Raw genomic sequence first — 19928 nt, 5'->3', positions numbered from 1 at the left:
GATGTTATAAATATGAATACAGGTTGCTGTTGGCAAATTAGCGGGCCAGAGAGACCGCCACTTGAAGTTCGTGGGTGCTGCCTACACTTGGGCCGAAACTGCTGAAGGAATAGTCATAACCGTAGCCAATCCGGAAATTGGTGTCCGAGTTGTAAGACTGACCGACATTGATACCTGCCTCGAAATGAAAATTACCGGCAGTACTCAATCCCATACCCATATAAGGGGCACTGGGGAGTTGGTAGCGAACAGAAAGATCGGCGTTCAGAGGCGCGCCCTCAACGTACTTCACCCAGCTGCTTAATTCAAGGTAGCTATCCTGGCCGGTGAACCAGTACCACCCTGCCATACCATAGTAGTGGCGCAGGCGCTGGATACTAAATTCTCCGTTGTCATTTTGGTACGTCAGGTCAAAACCTAACAATTGTGGCACGGAAATACCGCCGTAAAGCATGTGGTCGTTGCCAACATAGTTGTAGGCATAAATGCCCAGACCAAGATCCGGGTGGCTCTGGCTTTGGTCAACGCCCGTCAGGCCATCGCCCTGATCGCGAACGATCAGCTCGCTGCTCCGGACCCGGTAGCCAACGTAGCCAGCCGAAAGGGCGACACTGATGCCTGCGTACTCCGGGTTACGACCAAGAATGGTTCCTACCCTACCGTAAAAGCCGGTATACCCCGTAGGCCCGGTCTGATCGTTGAGCAGGTAGCCGCCAGCAGAAAACGTAGCCCCGCTCAGGCGGTTATTCACGTAGGAGAATCGGATAGATTGTGTTTCAGGAGTGTTCTCTAAACCTGCCCATTGGCGGCGATAGTTCGCACCGAAGGTCATGTTATAGTCTCCTTCGGAGGTGAGATAGTCGCTTTCCATCGCCGCAGGATTTATCAGAGTGGCATTCTCCCGATACTGCGTGAAAAGTGATAATTGTTGAGCAAAGAGGGTACTGCCGCACATTAGGGCAAACACCAACCCCAGACCAGCGAGTCGGGTGTACTTCATAAACAGATTTTTGCGTCCCGGCAGACCGGGCATGGGATTACGTATTTCAAAAACGCTCCGGACGTGTGAGTGTCCTGTGCGAATGTAACGGGATCAAGGCGCCTTTATGATGTTAACAACTGTTTTTTTGGTACACATTCATTCAGGATCGGGGAAGCATGACCAGGAATGACGTCCTAACAAACGGCTGCAAAAATACCACTAATATCAGCAGCTAAAGGTTAAGGTTTAACCTGTTTAGGGAATGGTAGGCTTTTCCGTTTTTGCGGTGCCGATTGATCCCACCAGATACATTTTAGGATTTCCCCGCCTTTTTTTCAGAAAAATCACGGAATTCCTCACTTCCAACGATTGTGTGAGTGATCGTATCCACCGGGCAAATCTTTTCGCACAAAAGACACGCTATGTCGCAAGGCCGATCGACAGCAATAGTATCGAAGGGACTGATGAAGCCAGCTTCCTGCGGACAAATTGCAACGCAGGCACCGCAATTTATACAAGCGTTCCAGCCAATATCGAATATAACAGGTTGTGGCTTGCTCATATCTTCTTGTATTCAGAGTCAGGATCAAAATAGTCCGACATGGTGGCGTAGAGTTCACGGTCGCGGGTTGCTACGTCAGAGTGCTGAAACACCTTCGTTTTAGTATGGTAAAGCTTCCACATTTTATTCCCCAGGGCTTCCAGCCACGCATCCTGGTACCCTTTCAAGCGGTTTGCGGAGCAATCTTCCTGCTCCGTTCCGGAAAGGTGCCTGATCAGAAAGTCCGCAGCAATCTTCCCTCCGGCCAGCGCCGTATGAATGCCTCCTCCCGTAACCGGATTGACATGACGGGCGGCATCTCCTACCAGGATCATATTGTCGGCATACTGCGTTTTCAACGGGGCAGAAAGGGGTACACCTCCACCTTGTATTTCCAGAATCCTGCTGTTTTTGAACCTCTCTTTGAAAAAAGAATCCTTTATGAACTTGTCGAGATGCCAGCGCGCCGGCTTGTCGGTAAGGGTTGGGATCACCCCCAACCCGATTTCGGCGTACCCGTGGCCTTTGGGGAATACCCAGGCGTAACCACCAGGCGCCCACTCGTGTCCGGTAACGATCTCGAGCAGTCCTTCCGTTTTGACTTTATCGACGATGAACTGGAGGCACCCGGCCAGTTCAGTGATTTTAATGTGGGTTTGTAAGCCCGCCCATTTACCGACCTGACTCATCAGGCCATCGGCCCCAACGAGTACTTTGCAGCTTACGGTGATCTCTTCGTTGAACCGGCGGAGATGAACATCGCACCGGCCATCTGCCGTAGGCTCGTACCCCAACCCTTCTGTTTTCAGCCATGTTTCTACGCCGGCCCGTTCAGCCTGAGTCATCAGGAAGCGATCGAAACGGCGGCGGTCCACTACATAGCCGAGTGGTTTGCGGCCCTTTCCTTCGCCGTATTCGTCGGCTTTTAGTTTGCGGTAATCAATTTTCGTGGAAGCACCGGACTGGTCGTAGATCGCGAACCCGTAGATGGCTTCAAGAATAAATTCAGAGTCCAACGGGATTCCAACGTGTTCAAGGGCGTGTCTGCTCACCGCTCCGGAGCATTGAATAGGAGCCCCCAGCTCCTGCTTTTTATCGACCAGTAATACGGACAGTCCGGCAGCAGCAGCAAACCGGCCAACGGTCGCTCCCGCGGGCCCCGAGCCGATAATCAGTATATCGTAAGTAGGCTTGTTCATCCCTGCGGTAACCTGAAACAGAGCCTGTGTGTTCAGCCCAAACACCTGCATTCGTACAGATCAGTTGCTGGCGGGCACGCAGGTGCAAAATACGGTTGAAGGATACTGACCCGCCGTCTTTCTGGCCGCGCTTTCTGCGTCAGCAAAACTTTCTTTGCACCCGCAGCCGCGCCCTCGGTTTTTGTGGCTCGCGCTCCGCTCAGGCTTCCTCCATCTGCCACACCAGGCCAGGTTCGGGCGTGAAACCATAGTGCCACCGGAAAGTGCGGTCTTCCTCCCCTCCTCCGTCGGAGTAAATAATCCTAGGGACGGTGAGTCCGCTTTGATTGAAGCCCAGGTGCTCGCCGCCGTAAACGTGAATGTCGGTCGTGAACGCGAGGCTGCCCCGCACCTCAGGGCGGGCGGGCAGTAAAAGTTCGTGCGGAGCGTCTGCCGTACCCGGCTTGCCATTGCTCGCTCCGGGGCTACTGAGCCCGGCGGCGGTAAGCGACAATAAGCATGAATAAGGCGTGATCTCCCAGTCTTCGCGCTCAATGGTCGGGTTTACGGCCGCGAGTCCTACCCTGATTTCCTGAGGTATGAGCACAACGTCTTTTCGGAGTTTAGAGATCAGGTGCAGGGTGAGCGGAACCTGATGCTCGCGCTGTAACGCATACTGCATGGTTTCAGTCAGCAGAATATCGTAGGTCTCCCAATCCGGCAGTTCGACTGTGGTACAATCGCTCTGAATAATAGCCCGGGCGTAGTCGTGGTACTCCGGATAAGAAAAGAGTCGCCGCAGTGCGGTAATGCTCAGCTCGTTGATTTCCACTAACGTCAATTGCAATTCAGCCGGACTGAAACGCGTCAGCAAGGGAAGTACCAGGGTAGCAAAAGGGCCCGTCCCGGCGTAAAGTAATTGGACCGGCTGCCCTGGCGCTACGGCCAGGCGGTCGTTGATCGCCTGATGAACTCCACGAATAAATTTCACCGAGCGGTACACGTCGTCAACGCAGCGGGCGGCCCATTCGGTCCCTATGGCCAGGCCGGCCTCCGTACTAATGTCGTTCCGGTACTTCTCGCCAACACCCTTGATTTCGGTCAGATGGAACAACAAATCTTTGAACTCATGCAAAACTGTCATCAGTTCTCTGGGGGTGGAAGAAGTTTCCAGTATCGTGTCGGTAATGAGGTGTAATTCATTCATTTGGACGAAGGTACGTTCTGGCCTTCATACCCTTTTAATGCACCTGCGGCCGCGCCCGGTAAAAGAAATATGTCCTGCTCCTGCAAACAGTCTTTAACAACTCTCTGTTTTCGGCAAACTCTACCCGTACTAATCGGTTATAACGTTAAATAAACAACCCCCTGATCATGGCACATTTTGCAGAAGTAGTAAAAGACATTAATAATACCTCCACCCACGAAACCATCGTTCTTGGTGGCGGCTGCTTCTGGTGCACCGAAGCCGTGTTTGTGGAACTGAAAGGAGTAAAGCGCGTAGTGAGTGGCTACTCCGGTGGCCCCGAAGAGACCGCCAATTACGAGGCAGTTTGCACAAAGCAAAGTGGCCACGTTGAAGTTATCCTTGTCGACTTCGATCCTTCCGTCATCTCCACCCGGCAGATTCTCGAAGTTTTCTTTGCCACCCACGACCCAACCACGCCCAATCAGCAGGGCAACGACCGTGGTCCTCAGTACCGCAGTGCTGTTTTCTACACCACCGACGAGCAAAAAGCGATTACTGAAGACATCATGGCCAACACGGTTCCTGACCTCTACGGCGCACCGGCGGTTACCGAACTGATTCCGCTCGATATCTTCTACGCCGCCGAGGATTCCCATCAGGATTACTACAACAAAGTGGGCAACCGCAACAGTTACTGCTCTTTTGTGATAACTCCTAAAGTGGGGAAATTCCGCAAGCAATTTGCGGAGTTGAGGAAGTAATTCTACCTTTCCGCCCATGCAGATAAACCTTACCTCCGATACCGCTACCAAGCCCACCGGGGCAATGCTGAAAGCAATGTTCTCCGCTGAAGTTGGTGACGATGTTTTCCGCCAGGACCCGACCGTTAACCAACTGGAAACCGTGGCCGCAGAGCGGTTCGGAATGGAGGCTGCTCTTTTTTGCCCTTCAGGTACGATGACGAACCAACTCGCCATCAAATGCCATACTGTGGCCCTCGACGAAGTTATCGCTGAAGAGAAGAGTCATATTTATCAGTACGAAGGCGGCGTGTACAGTATGCTGTCGAGCGTGAGTCTCAATCTCATTAAAGGTGAACGCGGCAAGATCCTGCCCGGCCAGGTAGCCGCAGCCGTTAAGCCGCGTTACGACTGGTTGCCCATCAGCAAACTGCTCGTGATCGAGAATACCTGCAATAAAGGCGGAGGATCCATCTATACTATCGATGAGGCGCGGACGCTGGTGCAGGAGGCCCGTTCCTCCGGATTAGCAGTACACCTCGACGGTGCCCGCCTGTTCAACGCACTGGTAGAAACAAAAGAGAGCCCCACTGAATGGGGCAACCTCTTCGACACCATCAGCATCTGTCTGAGCAAGGGTCTCGGTGCTCCGGTGGGTAGCCTGCTGCTCGGTCCGCAGGAGTTGATCGACCGCGCACGCCGCTACCGCAAAGTCATCGGCGGAGGTATGCGGCAGGCCGGCTACCTCGCTGCTGCCGGAATCTACGCCCTCGACCATCACGTCGAACGCCTGGCCGACGACAACGCCCGCGCCCGTCGTCTGGCCGAAGCCCTCGCTCCCCTACCCTTCGTCGCCGCTGTCGAAAAGACGGAAACCAACATCTGTATCTTTCACCTTGCCGGCGAACTCATGGCTGCCGACTTTCTGGAGACCCTCGCCGAACACGGCATCCAGGCCGTTGCTTTCGGTCCGCAAATGGTACGGTTTACCACCCACCTCGGAGTAACCGACGAGATGGTGGACCGGGTCATCGAGGTTTTGCAAGGTGTTAGTTGATCGCCCACCCGCGGCAAGCTACCGCAGGTAGCTCACCAGAATCCCCAACTTCGTTTTGTTCCGTCCGAAGTCGAAAGCCAGAGTAGGCAACTGAGAGTCGACCACTACGTGTACCCTGGTGGTGCTGCCGTCGAGTGGCGTCAGCCACATCAGGATTTTCTCTCCGTAGCCCCCCGTTCCGGTTGGTGCGATGGCCGCTTCGATGCGCCCGCCGTCCCGGTCTCCGCTTACCATTTCCATCCCCGCCTTTTTTACGGCTTCGCGGGCGGTATGGTACGCCGCGCCGTAGGCTTTAAGCAGGTTGACGGTTTGTTCCTTCTTCGTCGGGGAGCCAGCATAATCCAATTCGCCGTGGTAGCCGATGGTTTTCAGGTCCAGTTTGGGTTTCTCTTTCTTCTCTTCGGGCAGGTCCAGTTTGAAAACCGGTTTATCTGTTTTGCTTTCTGTAGGTGCCGCGGCCGCAGTTTTGGGTTCGTATTCCCTGACGATATCCCCCAGACCACCGCTGATCCGGCTACGAATCCGGCTGACGTCCTCTGCATTGAGCGTACCCAGATCGATTCTTTCCCCAAGTTCCCGGAAACGCTTCTCCAACTGAACCACCCGCTTGTATTCCGGATGGTCGGGCGCAATGGCCGCTTTTAGTTGGTCAATAGTTTCGTCGATTTGCTCGGCAGCGATGAGGCTGAGATAACGGCGTTTTTCTGACTTATTCATTGCGTTTTGAACTTGATAACCAGTGTTGTACGAATCAGCTGGCGGGAGATAAGTTAAGCTTTTCGGCTAAAGTTTTTGCTTCCTGAAGCGGGTAAAAATCTTCATCGGCGTCTTTCCAGGTCGACAAGACGCTTTGTAATGGTGCCTTAGCTTCTTCCATATTCGCCTGAGCCACCAGCAACTTTACTTTTTCTAACAAAAGACCGGGGTCGTTTGGCATCACTCTAAGCTGGGCGTCCAGTAACTCCCCGGCCCGGTCCATGCGTCCCGCAAGTCGTTGAATCCTGATGTAAACCTCTGGCTGCAGTATCTCTGTTCCGTTTTCCAACCGGTTATCAATCATGTCGGCGACAGCAGAATAATTCTCCTCTGCGATTAAGTTCGCTATGTGTTCCAATTCAACCGCAGAATTCCCCATACCCGCGAGTAAGTCATGGCATGAAGCAAGGGCATCTTCAACCCCATCTGGTTTACCTCCTCTCATCACCCGAAGGATCAAAGCGTAACATTCATATGCTTCAAGGTATTCGCTTCGGTACGGGGCTATTTGCCGGTTAATTCTTTCGATAAAAGGGTCTGGGTCTTCTAGCCGGCTGGCATAGTCCATCTTCGTATTATAATCCTGAAGCAGAATTACGTTTACGGGTGCCTCCTGGCTGATGAACTTCTCGTAAGCTTCCAAATCATTGAGTGCGTCTCTGATACGGCCGCTGTTAGCGGATATCCTCACGCGATAATTCCAGGCCTGCGTCGAATCTGCCCGGTTCGTTGCACGTTTGAATACATCTTTGATTATGCGCCCAGCGTTCTCGTAATAGCCGGCATTAATTTCCATTTCAGCAAGCTGAGTGGAAAGTTCCAGATTAGTTGGGTCTGTGGCCATCATATCCTGGAGCACAGACCTTGCTTTATCCATTTGCCCTGTGCGGAAGTAATAACCGGCATAGCGGCGCTGAGTCTCTTCTTTGTTGGCGTATTTTTCGTCCAATTGCCTGATGACTTCTTCTGCCTCTTCAAACTGGTCAGACTTCATGTACAACCCGTAGAGTTTGTTCAGTGCAGCCTCCCGGTCCGAAAGCATGGCCGCTTTATTCATCAGTACAATGGCCGAATCTACCCCGTAGTTGGTTTCGCAGTAGCCTACCAAACCGCTGTACGGCCAATACTCATAAGGGTACAATTTATTGGCGTATTCCGTGAGCCGAATGCTGTTTTCATACTGCCCGGAAATATTCAGCAATACTCTTTTGTAGCCAAACTGCTCCCGTTCGGGAAGCACTTCTGCGAGTTTGGTCGCCTTAGTGATCATGGTCAGCGCACTATCTGTTTTTCCGAGGCCGTAGAGTTTGTCGGCCAGTTCGTAGAGACAAGGAGCGCAACTCGGGTCAGCTTCCACCGATTTTCTGAAGTGGGCCACTGAAGGGGGCAGATCGCCCGGGTTAGTACTGAAGGCAATATTCCCTTTGGCGAAAAATTCCAGCGCACGCACATTGTCGGTGATGAGTGCAGAAGCGGGCAGGTTGGTCACTACATCGTCGGATACTACCGGAGGAGGTAGAAAGTCAAATATCTGGTCTTTGATGTTATCGATTGCTACAAATGGATCATCGGTTGCAGTTCCGAGGTGCTTCACCTCCTTACCGTCGCTGGTCCGGTAGAGGCTGCCACTGATTTCGTAATTATCTTCAGAAGCTTTGTATTCTGCCCGGACGAAGTAATCCGTATTAGCCCGTTCCGCAATTTTACGCTGGGTGGCAAGGTTGATCCGGCTGAAAAGCGGCACTTCGTACAGGCTATAATAGCGGTTCAGGCTCCGCACGTTTTTCACCAGAATTTCGGGTCGCTGATGCAGAATATCGGTGAGTAACAATGAATAAGCAGTTCCCCACCAGCCTGAAGCTTCATCGTCTTTGTCGTTCAGGAATTCGAATACTGCAATACGCTGCACGGTAGTAGCGGAAGGTATCGTTCGTTGGGTAGGTGTTCCCGCTTCGTCAATTGCGGTGACCGTCTCGGTAGCCACAAGAGAATCAGAATGATCGGGAATAAAGGCAAGCAGCAGCAAGCCGAGCACGACATTAACGATAATCATTCCTGTTTTCCAATGCTTGCCTTTGCCCCCTTGTGGTAACCCGCGGTAGTATATCAGCAAACTTACCGCCGGGAGCAAGCATAGCCAGAGTAACAGATAAGCATCTACCCAGAAGTCGCTCAGGTCGAACCTTCTGGAAATGAACTCAAGAAACTGCAGAAACCCGAACCCGACTGCGAGGTAGGTCCCCAGGTACTGAGGTACTTTTCGTGACCATAGTTTCTGAAAGAGGGAAGGTGTATCCATTGTTGGGTGAGCTTATCGGGCAAATAATAAAATCATCACACTGCTTAAATACATAAGTACCTTCTCTGTTCCCGGCCCTCTCCAACAAGTAGCGGGACTGATCAAGCAAAGAAAATACCCCAAATGCAGAGTCGTTTGCGCAATGATACAACTGACGCTGGTTCAAGGTAGTAAGAATCAGGCAGAATTCTTGTTTCGTACCGCCGCCAGAGTTCCCCTGAAACTCTCACGGGGCGCGGACGCAGGTGCAAATATGGTTGGTGGCTCTCACCCTACCCTGTTGGCTCCGGAAAACCAGTTCACAGCCCCCCTGGTGCCTGACCGGTCAAAAGAGGTGACCAACATCTTTCCCTCCGTGTTACAGTCCGTTGCCGCAAACGTTAATGCCTGCGGAGACACCAAAGCATTTCCCCTACGGCAAAAAACAACGGCCCGTTACCCTGAGGTAACGAGCCGAAGAATACTAAGAGGAATGACTTAAAGAAAATTGGGATTATTGTTCTTGTTATTTCCCGTTGCCTCCGCGGTTGCTTCGGCTGGCGGTAGCTTTTGCCTTATCGGCTTCAACGGCTTTCGTACTGAAACCATTGTAAACATCATCGTAGCTCGTTACCACACGCTCGGCCGAACGGCGCTCAGACTTGCTCTGGTTACGGGCGTTGCTGGTGCTCCGTGCGTTGGGAACCGACCGGCGGACACTAGTACGGGTACCAAAAATCGAACCGCTGCGCCCATTGCTTCGGGTATTTACGTTGCTGGTGCGGGCGTTGCCTCCCGGAGGGCAGTAGTTCGGGTTGTTCGTATTGGGGCTGGGCGTGGTATTCGTATTCGGCCGTGGCGTCGTGCTCGTTCTCGTACGGCTTCCACGGGTTGCGGTAGAAGTGCGGGTAGTTGTACCACGGTTAGCACTCGGGCGGGTAGTCCGGGTCGACGTTGCCCGGGTAGGGGCAGTAGAGGTTGTCGTCTCAGCAGTAGAAGGATTGTTAGGGCGCTGGGCCTGTGCCGTTGGCGAAAACAAGGTTACCAGAACAACAAGTACGGCGGAGAGTGAGATCGAATATTTCATAGCAGTTGGACATTTATTATGACTGCAAGTACGGGGCTTCAGGGGCCTGCTTCCAACATTTCGTGACCGTTTAACCGCGTTTTGACTTTTAAGAGGCGATTGCTTACCGAACCGTTAACGAACGCCAAAAACCTTAAAATTCAGCCAAATCTTCCATTCAGACATTATCCCTGCGCTGGCATAAGACAAATTCCTTCCGCCCTACCCTTCTACCTGATGACAAAGGTGAGTACCGATAATTCGCATCTAAATTGTTTATCTACGCCTGTATCCGGGCTCCGGCTTCCTTCATTTCTTCGATAGCCCGGTCTACATCACCGGGCATAAGGTCGACGCCGTAGGTAGCATTCTTCAGCAAGGTGGTACTGAAACCCTCAGAGATGGCATCCAGAACGGTGAACTTCACACAGTAGTCTGTCGCAACGCCTAAAACGTGTACCTCGTCGATACCATGTTCGCGCAGCCACTCTGCCATTCCGGTGGATTTGCGGTGACCATTATCGTAAAAGCCGCTGTAGCTGTCAATCTCCGGATCCGTTCCTTTCTGAAACACTTTGGTGATCCGGTCTGTATCGAGACCTTCGACAAACTCAGCTCCCCAGCTATTCTGAACGCAGTGGATGGGCCACAATACCTGTTGCAGGCCATGGAGTTCAATTACCTGCCCCGGTTTTCGCCAGGGGTGGTTAGCCGCAAAGGAGCCATGATTGCCCGGGTGCCAGTCTTGAGTGGCAATAATGGTCCGGTAATCCTGCATCAGCGCGTTGGCCACGGGGATGATGGTATCTGCTTTGGCTACGGGCAACATACCCGTTGGCATAAAGTCTACCTGCAGGTCTACTAGAATGAGGGCAATATTAGGAGCGTACATTATACTTAGTTTAAATTTAAAGCAAAGATAAACGACTACCGCCGTAGTCCAAACTTTGCTCCTGAAAAAACGTCTGTTGCGCCTGCGTCCGCGCCCCAAACGGGGTGCGAATTAACGGAACATGGCAGGATTAACGTCTGCACACGGTCTGATTGTTGCTACTCATCTTGACAGGCTAAGGAATTTCCCTGCTCCGCCGGGGTTTTCATGCCGATGGCGCCCTGCCGCCCGGGCTCCAGGTTCCGTCCTTGAACGGGTCGACGGGAGGGCACTCTTCGTAGAACACCTTCAGGAAACCACGCTCTGCCGGATCATCGAAGCCGGGCCGGTGGTATAAATAGGCTTCCGGAAAAAGCGAGCGGATGCCAGCGAGTAAACGGAGACAGTCCTCGAGGATGGTGCGCAGGTCGTCGTAAGCCTCCCTGCCGTGAACCTCAATCAAAACCGTTATTGCAGCAATCATTCGGGCTAGAATTATGTGCGTAAGCCGGGCAGTCTTGTGAGCATCCAGATCGACCGGGCCGGAATATGGCTTCTCCAGGACAGCCCTGCGGAATTTGGGGCCAAGAATGCCCAGGTACCAGTTCAATTCGCGAAAAGCCTGAACATCGGCCTGTCCGAAATCCGGCGATCTCAGATAATCAGGGACCCACTTCCCTTTGCGCAGTTCTCTTAGCTCCAACATTACCGTCATGCTGAGTTCTCCCAGCGCTTTGCGCGACATACCGGTTGGCCGCGGGTACTCTTCGCGGGCCCCGTAGCCGATCACCGACAAACTGTTGCGATACTTTTGCAGGTTGAGCTCGAGCCGGCCCAGAAATTCGCTGAATTTACCGCTGAGCGCCGGGAAGGAAGCTGGCAATGTACCGGGTCTCTCCCGTTGGTCAGACGACATGTGCTCTTCGCTAAAAGCAACCAGACTACAGCGGCTGGTGAACGGGCAGCGTTCACACCACCGGTGGCAGTAATTGGATACGGAATCTATCATGATCGGCTTATTCATCGGGTCGTTGCAGTAGCATCGACAGGAGAAAGCTACGATTTTTTTGGACCAAACACAAAAAGCCGCCAATCATTACCGGAAGGAAACGATTGACGGCTTTTCAGCTGAGTAGATCAGGAATTCTCACCAGAAGGCCTGAGGCCTTTATGCTTTCAGAAATTAACTGTACTGCGTCAGGATGTTTTCGTAAAGCTCCTGACGACCTGATGTTTGCTGCGGTTCACCCTGCGTACGGCCGATTTTAGCCAGTTCCTCCAGGGTCATTTCTCCGGTTTCGTATTTTTTACCGTTGCCCGCATTGAAGGATTCGTAACGTTCTTCACGCATTTCCTTGTACTTGCTGCTCGAGAGAATCTTATCGGCTGCCAGCAGTCCGCGGGCGAAAGCATCCATACCACCGATGTGGGCGTGGAAAATATCGGCCAGATCGGTTGAGTTGCGGCGCGTTTTTGCGTCGAAGTTCACTCCTCCGCCCTGAAGGCCTCCTCCTTCGAGGATGACAAGCATTGCCTCGGTAAGTTCGGGTACGTTGGTGGGGAACTGGTCAGTATCCCAGCCGTTCTGGTAGTCTCCGCGGTTTGCATCGATGGAGCCCAGGAGGCCTTCAGACACGGCTACCGCCAATTCGTGCTGGAAGGTGTGCTGGGCCAGAGTGGCGTGGTTTACTTCGATGTTGAGTTTGAAGTCATCCATCAGGTTGTACTTCCGCAGGAACCCGGCAACGGTTGCGGAGTCGAAATCGTACTGGTGCTTGCTCGGCTCGAACGGCTTGGGCTCGATGAAGAAAGTACCGGTAAAGCCCTGCTGCCGCGCGTAGTCGCGGGCCATGGTAAGGAAGCGGGCCATGTGGTCTACCTCGCGGCCAAGGTCGGTATTGAGCAAACTCATGTAGCCTTCGCGGCCGCCCCAGAATACATAGTTTTCGCCCCCGAGCTTGATGGTTGCATCGATTGCGTTCTTAAGCTGTGCACCGGCGTAAGCTACCACGTCGAAATCAGGGTTGGTACTGGCACCGTTCATGTAACGTGGGTTGCTGAACAGGTTGGCTGTACCCCAGAGCACCTTGCGGTTTTCGGCCTCCATCTTCTGTTTCAGGTAGTCGGTTACTTCTTCCAGGCGACGGCCGTAGGTGTCCAGGTCGGCACCGGCTTCGTCGAGCAGGTCTACGTCGTGGAAGCAGAAGTAGTCGAGGTCGAGCTTGTCCATCACCTCAAAGCCGGCGTCTACTGCATTTTTGGCCTCCTGTACGGGATCATTATCTCCGAGCCAGGGATACTGGGCGGTTCCGGGCCCGAAGGGGTCTCCTCCGGTATTTCTCAGCGTATGCCACCAGGCCATCGCGAATTTAAAATGCTCGTTCATTGTTTTGCCTGCAACAACCTTGTTCTTGTCGTAAAACTTGAACGCAAACGGGTTATCACTCTCCTTGCCCTCGAAGCGGATCCGGGGAATATCTTTAAAGTAGGCCATATTTGAATCGGGTGGTTTGTTTGTGCCGGAGAGAAAGGGAAAAAGCACCTCTCTGACCCGGGCAGAATTTACATGATTCCCGAAGGTAGGCAATGAAACTGAATAGATATTGACCCGGTAAAAATGCAATCGGTTGGGTGGCCATTCCCATTACAAAAAAATCCAAACGAGGCAAAAAATCTACGAAATTGCTCCGGCAAATGCCTTCGGGGCGAGCACGTCGTGTGCCTTTTCCGATTCCTGCACCTGCGTCCGCGCCTGTTTTATACGTCTATTCGTCCAGACAACGCAAGCTACGATCGTCGCTACCCGGAATACGTTGGCCCAAAGGCCACCAGCAGCGTTGTCGGCCATATCGAACAACATCCAGTACAGGTTCATGAAGGCGTGCAGGAATACGACCAACCACAGGTTCCAGTCCCACTCTTTGTACATCCAGCTCAACCAGACTGCCCCCGCCGAGGTAACGGCAAAAACGGAAGCCGAAGAGGCAAAGTCATCTCCCTGGCTGATGTGGATAACGCCAAAAACAAATGCATCGAGGATCGTTGCGGGCACCATCCCCCACCCTGCGTAGCGGTACAGCAAACCAAAAAGGAAAGCCCGGAAGAACAGTTCTTCAAAAATGGGCGCCGAGATCGAACCGTAGTAGAAATTGTTAGCACTGATGTTGATCGTGAACCCCGAACAAACAGCGTATCCGATAAGCATTGGTAAGGTGACGAGAAAAGCGACTTTGAAGCCTTTAGCCAGGCCCTTGTCCAGCCCAAGCGCGGAAGGTGTATTCCTGAAACCGAACAGCAGCACCGTTGCGATGAGCGGAATCAGACCGTAATAGAGGACGTTCCAAATTACGTTACGGGTCGCGTCGCTCTGATCAGCGAGCAAATGGCGATATAGAGGAGACAGCCAGCCGGAGCCGAACTGCCCCGCAAAGTAAGTGGCCAGAATGATGAGCGACAGGATTACTTTATTGGTAATAACAGGAGTAGTATTTGCAGTAGTAGCAGTTCGCATGACAGGGGTGTTTGAGTGAAGCGATGCTACAAATCAAAGGGGTATAACCGACATTTTTTAAGTCTTGGGCCGGAGTGCACGACACCGGGCCGAAATGCACGACAATGGGCTCAAATTCACCCTTTAGGGACGAAATGCACGGGTATTTACCAGCAGAATGCTAAAATGTGTCGTCAGGCACCAACCTTCAGCCTCGCTAAAACGAGCTCCGAACGGCCCCTCGCAACCGCTACAACGGGCGCATCCGTCAGGTGCAGACGATAGCCCTGAGCGTTGCCCGTCACGGACTCAACCAGAGCCGGATTTACTACCCACGACCGGTGGCAGGTAACAAAGGCGCCGGAAGGCAGTTGCTTGCTCAGTTTGGCCAGCGTATTCCGGATCAATGTTCGTTCGTACGCGCCGGAATCGTTGCGGGACCAAACCTCGACGTAGTTCCCGTCGCTGTGCAAGCACCATATCCGTCCGGCTTCGAGGCTGATTTCGGGACGGTCACGGTCGTCGCTCAGCGTAACGATCTCCCGTGCCGGAGGCACGGCTGGCCGCTCCGCCATATTTGCGGACCTGGCTCCCCCCTCGTACTTACGGAGCTTCCGGATATAATCCAGCAGTGTAATGATGACTATCGGGAAACTGGAAACCAACAGCCCGTTGCGGAAAAAATAAAGGTAATCCCGCAGGTGGTATTCTCCTCCGGTCAACATAAGGTAAAAATAGGAAGCAGTGATGCCCAGCGCTACGGTAAAAAATGTAAAAACCAACTGCCACCCTACCGTCCACCGTTCGTCGGTATACAATTTCGGCCAGATGCGCGGGAAGAAAAAGGTCGGGAAAAAGGTCACCAAAGCTATGACTAATCCGTAACCACCCAGGAAGAGGTTCAGATTCGGGATAGGGGCACGATCGGTCCCGAAGGGTTTAAACACGATCAAAAAGAGGGCAACAAACGCCCCCAGCCCAACGCTGACGAGCAATGCTTTTGCCGCCGAAACAACGGGCGGCGGATAAGGCTGACGAAGGATCGAAAACAAACGGGCCGATTTTAGAAAGTTGTTAAAAGGGACCCTAAATCTACAAATGTATTCTAAGATATACTATTGGACATCTTTTGATTTTCCACCGTGTGTATCGCGAGATGCACTACTATCACGAACTTGCCGCTTGTCACGTCTCCCCTCTCCCGAGGAGAGGGGCCGGGGGAGAGGGGGATCCGTGCATCTCGTGATACACACTTTTCCACCTCACCCTCCGCCCTCTCCAGCAAGCTTCGCCTAAGGCTCAGCGGAGGGGGAACCAAAAATGTCCAGTAGTATGATTCTAAGAGCTTGTTTGGGTTTAACACTTCGGCTTGCTTGCGCCAAATTTAATGCTGCACTTCTTCGCTCAAAACTTCCATAGCTACGGCTATGCAAGTTTCTTGCTCGTCGTTCAGCATCAAATTTGTCAGCAATCAGCCAGAAGGCAAAACCCGAACAAGCTCTTATACATCTCCCTGCTTCGGGATTGCCCCCGTAGCCTGACCGAAATAGAACACAAATTGCTGCATCTGATTGGCCAGTTCTTTGTTGCCCGTAGCTTTGAAATAGGTATCGGCCAGACCGCGCAGCGTCTGGTACATGAAGCGGTCCATTTCCACGACCTGCATTTCTTTGGTCCACAGGTCGACCTTCATCGTTTCTTTGGTTTGTTCGTTGAACAAACTGAGCAGCATTCCCTTACAGCCCTCCGCCGGGCCGGGCTTATCGGTGGCCCCCCATTTCATTTCTACCGGCATTTGCTCGGCGTTGAGGCCCACTTCGACGGTGATCTTGCTGCGTTTTTTCACTACTTCCTTAGCCATTACTCTAAATTTTCGGCGAAGGTACGGGCTACAATCTAACTACCCCGTAAAGTAGTATTTCATTGCAGGACAATTACAAAACATTGCTTTTCGGTCAGGCGCTGACGCAGGTGCAAAGTGTGTTTTGATGTAAGCTCCACCACTACAGTCCTTTTGTTGAAGCAAAAGCCTGTTTTTTCTTCGGAATAAACCGCCGCAGGACCAACGTTATGCTTCAACGATCCGTCTGAACAATCAAATCCCATCCTGATGAAGTTGTTTTTTATGTTTTTGCTGTTTCTCTTTTTAACCTCTTGCTCCGACGATGAAGACAACCGCCCGGTATCCGATTGCGGCCCCTATATCGAAATCCTGAGCAGCACCGATGGCCTTGACCCCGGAGACGCTTTTGCCCTAGCGGACATTTCAACCGAGGGAACCTGCCTGAGTATCGAGGTGAGCGCCACCGGCTGCAACCCCGACGATTGGACTGCAGAACTGGTCACCGACGGAGCAGTAGCCGAAAGCATTCCTACCCAGACCAACGCTCGCTTCATCCTCGACCGGCAACTGCCCGACGGCGCATCCATCTGCCAGGCGATTGCCTTCAAAACGTTTACGTTCGATTTGTCAGACTACCTCACCCCCGGCGCCTTACCGAGTAACCTCCGTTTGGTTGGTCCCGCTGATACAGCAAGGGTTATTCTGTTCGAAGAGTAAGTCCAGGTTCAGGCAAACTTCGTTTGCCCCGCCAGCGCATTGTTTCCGGTTAGAAACGGCGATAACCAGTACGGTGTAACCTAAGTTTGTGGATCTTTTGCGCTGGAGGGTTTTGGAGGCTGACAAGGCGGAAAACCGGAGTTTAGCTGTAGCTAAATGAGGATTCTCCTAACGCAGTCAGGCCGCAAAAGACGCCGCGAAAAAGGCGATGAAATTTAGGTTACACTGTGCTATGGCCTAACTTGGCTTTTCTAAAAAACGTACCATGCACCTGCGTCTCCGCCTCTTCTGTCTTTTGTTTGTATTCGCTCCTGTTCTGGGTGCTCAGCCCGAAGCGTTGCCAGCTTTCCCTGATGATTTCACCGGAAAATGGGGCGGTACGCTCGAAATTTACAACGCCAAAGGTTTCGCGCAAAGCGTCCCGATGGAATTACACATTTTGCCTGTCAACGACAGCACCTACACGTATACCATCATCTACGGCAAAGATAAAGAAGCCGGCAAACGGGACTACCTGATCACCCGCGGCCCCGACGGGCCCCATCATTGGGTCTGCGACGAACAGAACACCATCCTTCTCGATGGTTATTACCTCGGCAATGTCTACCAGAGTGTTTTTACCGTCATGGGCACCTACCTCGTTTCAAACGTTGAACACCGGGGCGACCACCTGCTGTATTCGATCCAAAGCGGAAGTGAAAAAGCAGTCCGCACTACCGGCAACCAGCCTCATGAGGGCGAAGAAATCCCGGAGGTGAAATCTTTCAAATCCGCAGGGTATCAACGTGCAAAGCTGAAACTAATCGTTGATTAAACCTTTTGAAAAAAGGCTCATGTTTACTCTTCTTCCGCATCCCTGATGCCCAGAAACGGCTTGAGTTCTTTCCATAATTTGGCGGATGTATCATCCAGCTCGGGAGCAGTTTCGTCCGGTTTCTGACGGTAAAAACTCAGGATATCGAGTAAGACATTGATTCTTCCTTCCGTATCAAAAAACTTATTCACGATAGCTACCCGCTGGTGCTCAACCAGGCAGTAACCCGATTGGAAATTGCCCTTCTCGTACCGGACTTTGTAGCCCAGTTCTTTAGCGAGGGTTTCCAGTTTTTTCAGTGTATGCTTGGTGTGAGAAATCTTCATTTTCGTCGTTGGTTCAGACGCCCGCAGGCGCTTTGAGCCTACAAGGTACGATCCCTGCCGCCTTCATTCTATTCTACCAGCAAAACCCAGTCCTTTTCAACTTCCCGGGGAGGAGCAGTAACGGTCATCTCTCCGCCCGTAACAGATTGACTCCCACGCACTACAAATTCGCCCTTCCGGGGATTGTACCATTGAATTTTGTAATTCCCGTCAGCAATCTTCAAAGTCGTGGCTGTCTTAGGTCCTTGCTTCATAAAAACGACATATTTACCGCCACCAGCCAGCACCCAGTCGTTCCCATCCGGTGTGAGGTCATTAGCGGGCACCATCTCCGCGAGAGGAAGGTTGGCCTGCCGGAAGAACTCGAGTGCATACCGGCTCTGGTCCCACATCGCGTCGCGGCTGCGCCAGTCTTCGCAGCTCAGGTCAGAATGCTCGTGTTTGTACCCGAAGTACCACTCAATGCCCCAGGCACCGGCCATGAAGGCACCCCACAGTGCGTTCTGCCGGGCGAGATTGTGGTCAGGATCATCCGCGTCGGGAACAAGACTGTGCTGCGCATCTCCGGGTTCATCGATGGCAACAGCCCAGTTCACGTTGTTTTCTTGGGCGAGGCGAAGCCAGCGCCTGATGGCGGGGTAAACGTTCGCGAAATCAGCCCGGTTGGTCTGGAGGGATAAGCCCGAATACTTGCTCTCACGACCGAGCAGGTCGTAAAAACTCTGGCCGTTATGGATTACCACGTGGTGACGGTAAGGATCGTTCTCGTAAAAATAGCGGGCCATGGCCAGGCGCTGGGTGGTCGTTTGCCAGTCGGGTGGATAATTGTTGTTCCAGCGACCGTTCTCTTCGCCTGTGTTCCAGTTCAGGGCGAGGTGATGACCAAAGCGGGCCATGAGTTCGCGGTAGTAAAGTTTACGCTGTGGGCCAAGGTCTCCATTGTCGAGCAATGACTGGTTTTCTACTTCAGCCATTTTGAAATGCAGAAACATTCCCTTTCGCGAGGCGTGCTCGAAAAGAATTTCCCATTGCGCGAGTTTGCTTACGTCCATGCGCTGGTAGTCGTGGTAATTAATGTAAGGGAAAACGTTTTTATCGTCTCCTGCAATGTTCAGGGTAAGGAAGGAGAAGGCGTTCATTCCCTTGCTCGCCAGGTAGTTTACGGCACCGATAATTTCCTTGCCCTTTCCATCCTGCCAGGTGGGGTCACCGGCTTGCCAATCCTTCAGGTGTGGAGCCCAGTCTTTGATCCAATTATCGCCGTAGCCATCGTCATGAAATGTACCATCGAAGGAGCGGTAAGAGAGCAGATTTTCGGGTGCATCGGCTCCGGCTTTGAGGAAAACCTCTCCGGTTTCCGCCCAAACGGGATACTGGCGGCCGTGAAAGAGCAAGCGCCCTTTACCGCGCAGATCAGGTCCTTTTTTATCGGTTGGAGCAATGGTGAGCTTGCCTCGCATGCCGTCGAGTGGCCGTACGGGCTCACCGTAATTTGGCAGTTCGGAGACGGCAGCGTTGGACCCGGCGCGGAAGCTGACTTCGTAGCTCCAGACTCCCGTTTGGTCCGGTGCAAAATGTACACGCCATTTGTTTCCTTTGGTGGCGCTGGTCTCGGCAGCGTTGCCATCGGCGGCGAAGTAGCCTGGCACTACGTAGGTCGCCGAATCGTGACGAAAAGTGACGTTGAGGCGGTAGTGCAAAAAAGGATTCAAACGGCCCTCTTCTTCTGCTTCGGGGCCATCTATGGTGAGGGTAACCTTGTGCCATTTTTTGAGTTCACCGGTCTGGCTTATCTGGGCGCGGACGCAGGTGCAAAAGAAAGTCAGGAGGAGCAAGGCAAAGAAGCGTAGCATTGAGGTGAAGTTTTAGCAGGGTTAATGTAGGGGATTCCGGACGACATATCTATCCTGTACCTTCCTCCTCGAACCATTTGCACAAGGGTTTTACCTATCAGTCAAATCCTTGCCCCGGAACCTACTCTGCATCCGGCGCCCGCGCCATAAAAAATTCCCCCGCCGACTAATAGTCAACGGGGGAACATAACGATCGGTAGAACCCGATTGTCAGTGCACGAGTGCCT

At 52.7% G+C, this 19928-nt stretch carries 19 protein-coding genes; 4 read left to right on the top strand and 15 right to left on the bottom strand.

Annotated features, from left to right (window positions below):
* Positions 1-37 precede the first annotated feature (37 nt).
* The 4 genes from FUA23_RS00385 to FUA23_RS00370 form a co-directional block, all read right to left on the bottom strand.
* Positions 38-1000 (bottom strand): PorP/SprF family type IX secretion system membrane protein, encoded by a 963-nt coding sequence (locus tag FUA23_RS00385; RefSeq protein WP_246143952.1) that lies wholly within the window; start codon positions 998-1000, stop codon positions 38-40.
* 295 nt (positions 1001-1295) lie between these two features.
* Positions 1296-1544, bottom strand: coding sequence for a 4Fe-4S binding protein (locus tag FUA23_RS00380; RefSeq protein ID WP_147928715.1), 249 nt, complete (start codon positions 1542-1544; stop codon positions 1296-1298).
* Entirely contained in the window at positions 1541-2773 is a 1233-nt protein-coding gene (locus FUA23_RS00375; RefSeq protein WP_147928714.1) for an NAD(P)/FAD-dependent oxidoreductase, read from the bottom strand. Before FUA23_RS00375 ends, FUA23_RS00380 begins: the two co-directional genes overlap by 4 nt.
* A 148-nt stretch (positions 2774-2921) precedes the next feature.
* Positions 2922-3908 carry an SAM-dependent methyltransferase gene (locus tag FUA23_RS00370; protein WP_147928713.1) on the bottom strand — a complete coding sequence of 329 codons (987 nt, stop codon included), beginning with the start codon at positions 3906-3908 and terminating at the stop codon, positions 2922-2924.
* 167 nt (positions 3909-4075) lie between these two features.
* Between FUA23_RS00370 and msrA the strand changes: the two genes are divergently transcribed.
* Both msrA and FUA23_RS00360 read left to right on the top strand, forming a co-directional pair.
* On the top strand, positions 4076-4651 hold the full coding sequence (gene msrA, locus FUA23_RS00365; RefSeq protein ID WP_147928712.1) for a peptide-methionine (S)-S-oxide reductase MsrA: 576 nt from the start codon (positions 4076-4078) through the stop codon (positions 4649-4651).
* A 16-nt stretch (positions 4652-4667) separates the two neighbouring features.
* The gene (locus FUA23_RS00360; protein ID WP_147928711.1) at positions 4668-5687 is read left to right on the top strand and encodes a threonine aldolase family protein; all 1020 of its coding nucleotides are present in this window, start codon (positions 4668-4670) and stop codon (positions 5685-5687) included.
* 18 nt (positions 5688-5705) lie between these two features.
* Here the strand turns inward: FUA23_RS00360 and FUA23_RS00355 are convergent, their stop codons facing one another.
* From FUA23_RS00355 to FUA23_RS00315, 9 genes are all read right to left on the bottom strand, one after another.
* Entirely contained in the window at positions 5706-6404 is a 699-nt protein-coding gene (locus FUA23_RS00355; protein ID WP_147928710.1) for a hypothetical protein, read from the bottom strand.
* A gap of 34 nt (positions 6405-6438) precedes the next feature.
* Entirely contained in the window at positions 6439-8742 is a 2304-nt protein-coding gene (locus FUA23_RS00350; protein WP_147928709.1) for a tetratricopeptide repeat protein, read from the bottom strand.
* Positions 8743-9247: 505 nt separating this feature from the next.
* Positions 9248-9808 carry a hypothetical protein gene (locus FUA23_RS00345; protein ID WP_147928708.1) on the bottom strand — a complete coding sequence of 187 codons (561 nt, stop codon included), beginning with the start codon at positions 9806-9808 and terminating at the stop codon, positions 9248-9250.
* A 259-nt stretch (positions 9809-10067) separates the two neighbouring features.
* Positions 10068-10679 (bottom strand): bifunctional nicotinamidase/pyrazinamidase, encoded by a 612-nt coding sequence (pncA, locus tag FUA23_RS00340; protein ID WP_147928707.1) that lies wholly within the window; start codon positions 10677-10679, stop codon positions 10068-10070.
* A 205-nt stretch (positions 10680-10884) separates the two neighbouring features.
* Positions 10885-11667 (bottom strand): hypothetical protein, encoded by a 783-nt coding sequence (locus FUA23_RS00335; protein ID WP_147928706.1) that lies wholly within the window; start codon positions 11665-11667, stop codon positions 10885-10887.
* A gap of 174 nt (positions 11668-11841) precedes the next feature.
* Positions 11842-13152: a xylose isomerase gene (xylA, locus tag FUA23_RS00330; protein WP_147928705.1), complete on the bottom strand. Its 1311-nt coding sequence runs from the start codon at positions 13150-13152 to the stop codon at positions 11842-11844.
* Between the two features lie 180 nt (positions 13153-13332).
* Positions 13333-14169, bottom strand: coding sequence for a CPBP family intramembrane glutamic endopeptidase (locus FUA23_RS00325; protein WP_147928704.1), 837 nt, complete (start codon positions 14167-14169; stop codon positions 13333-13335).
* A 173-nt stretch (positions 14170-14342) separates the two neighbouring features.
* Positions 14343-15200 carry a LytTR family DNA-binding domain-containing protein gene (locus tag FUA23_RS00320; RefSeq protein WP_147928703.1) on the bottom strand — a complete coding sequence of 286 codons (858 nt, stop codon included), beginning with the start codon at positions 15198-15200 and terminating at the stop codon, positions 14343-14345.
* Between the two features lie 449 nt (positions 15201-15649).
* Positions 15650-16009, bottom strand: coding sequence for a gliding motility protein GldC (locus tag FUA23_RS00315; protein WP_147928702.1), 360 nt, complete (start codon positions 16007-16009; stop codon positions 15650-15652).
* A gap of 249 nt (positions 16010-16258) precedes the next feature.
* On the opposite strand from FUA23_RS00315, the gene FUA23_RS00310 reads away from it, so the two are divergent.
* Both FUA23_RS00310 and FUA23_RS00305 read left to right on the top strand, forming a co-directional pair.
* A complete protein-coding gene (locus FUA23_RS00310) occupies positions 16259-16708 on the top strand; it encodes a hypothetical protein (RefSeq protein WP_147928701.1) in 450 nt (149 codons plus the stop codon).
* A 265-nt stretch (positions 16709-16973) separates the two neighbouring features.
* Positions 16974-17522, top strand: a complete 549-nt coding sequence (locus tag FUA23_RS00305) for a hypothetical protein (protein WP_147928700.1) — start codon at positions 16974-16976, stop codon at positions 17520-17522.
* A gap of 23 nt (positions 17523-17545) precedes the next feature.
* Here the strand turns inward: FUA23_RS00305 and FUA23_RS00300 are convergent, their stop codons facing one another.
* Positions 17546-17848 carry a hypothetical protein gene (locus FUA23_RS00300; protein WP_147928699.1) on the bottom strand — a complete coding sequence of 101 codons (303 nt, stop codon included), beginning with the start codon at positions 17846-17848 and terminating at the stop codon, positions 17546-17548.
* A 68-nt stretch (positions 17849-17916) separates the two neighbouring features.
* Positions 17917-19701: a DUF5060 domain-containing protein gene (locus FUA23_RS00295; protein WP_147928698.1), complete on the bottom strand. Its 1785-nt coding sequence runs from the start codon at positions 19699-19701 to the stop codon at positions 17917-17919.
* Positions 19702-19928: the final 227 nt, after the last annotated feature.

This window comes from Neolewinella aurantiaca (genome assembly GCF_008014675.1).
GTDB lineage: Bacteria > Bacteroidota > Bacteroidia > Chitinophagales > Saprospiraceae > Neolewinella > Neolewinella aurantiaca.
This window is presented reverse-complemented; position numbering and strand designations above follow the sequence as displayed.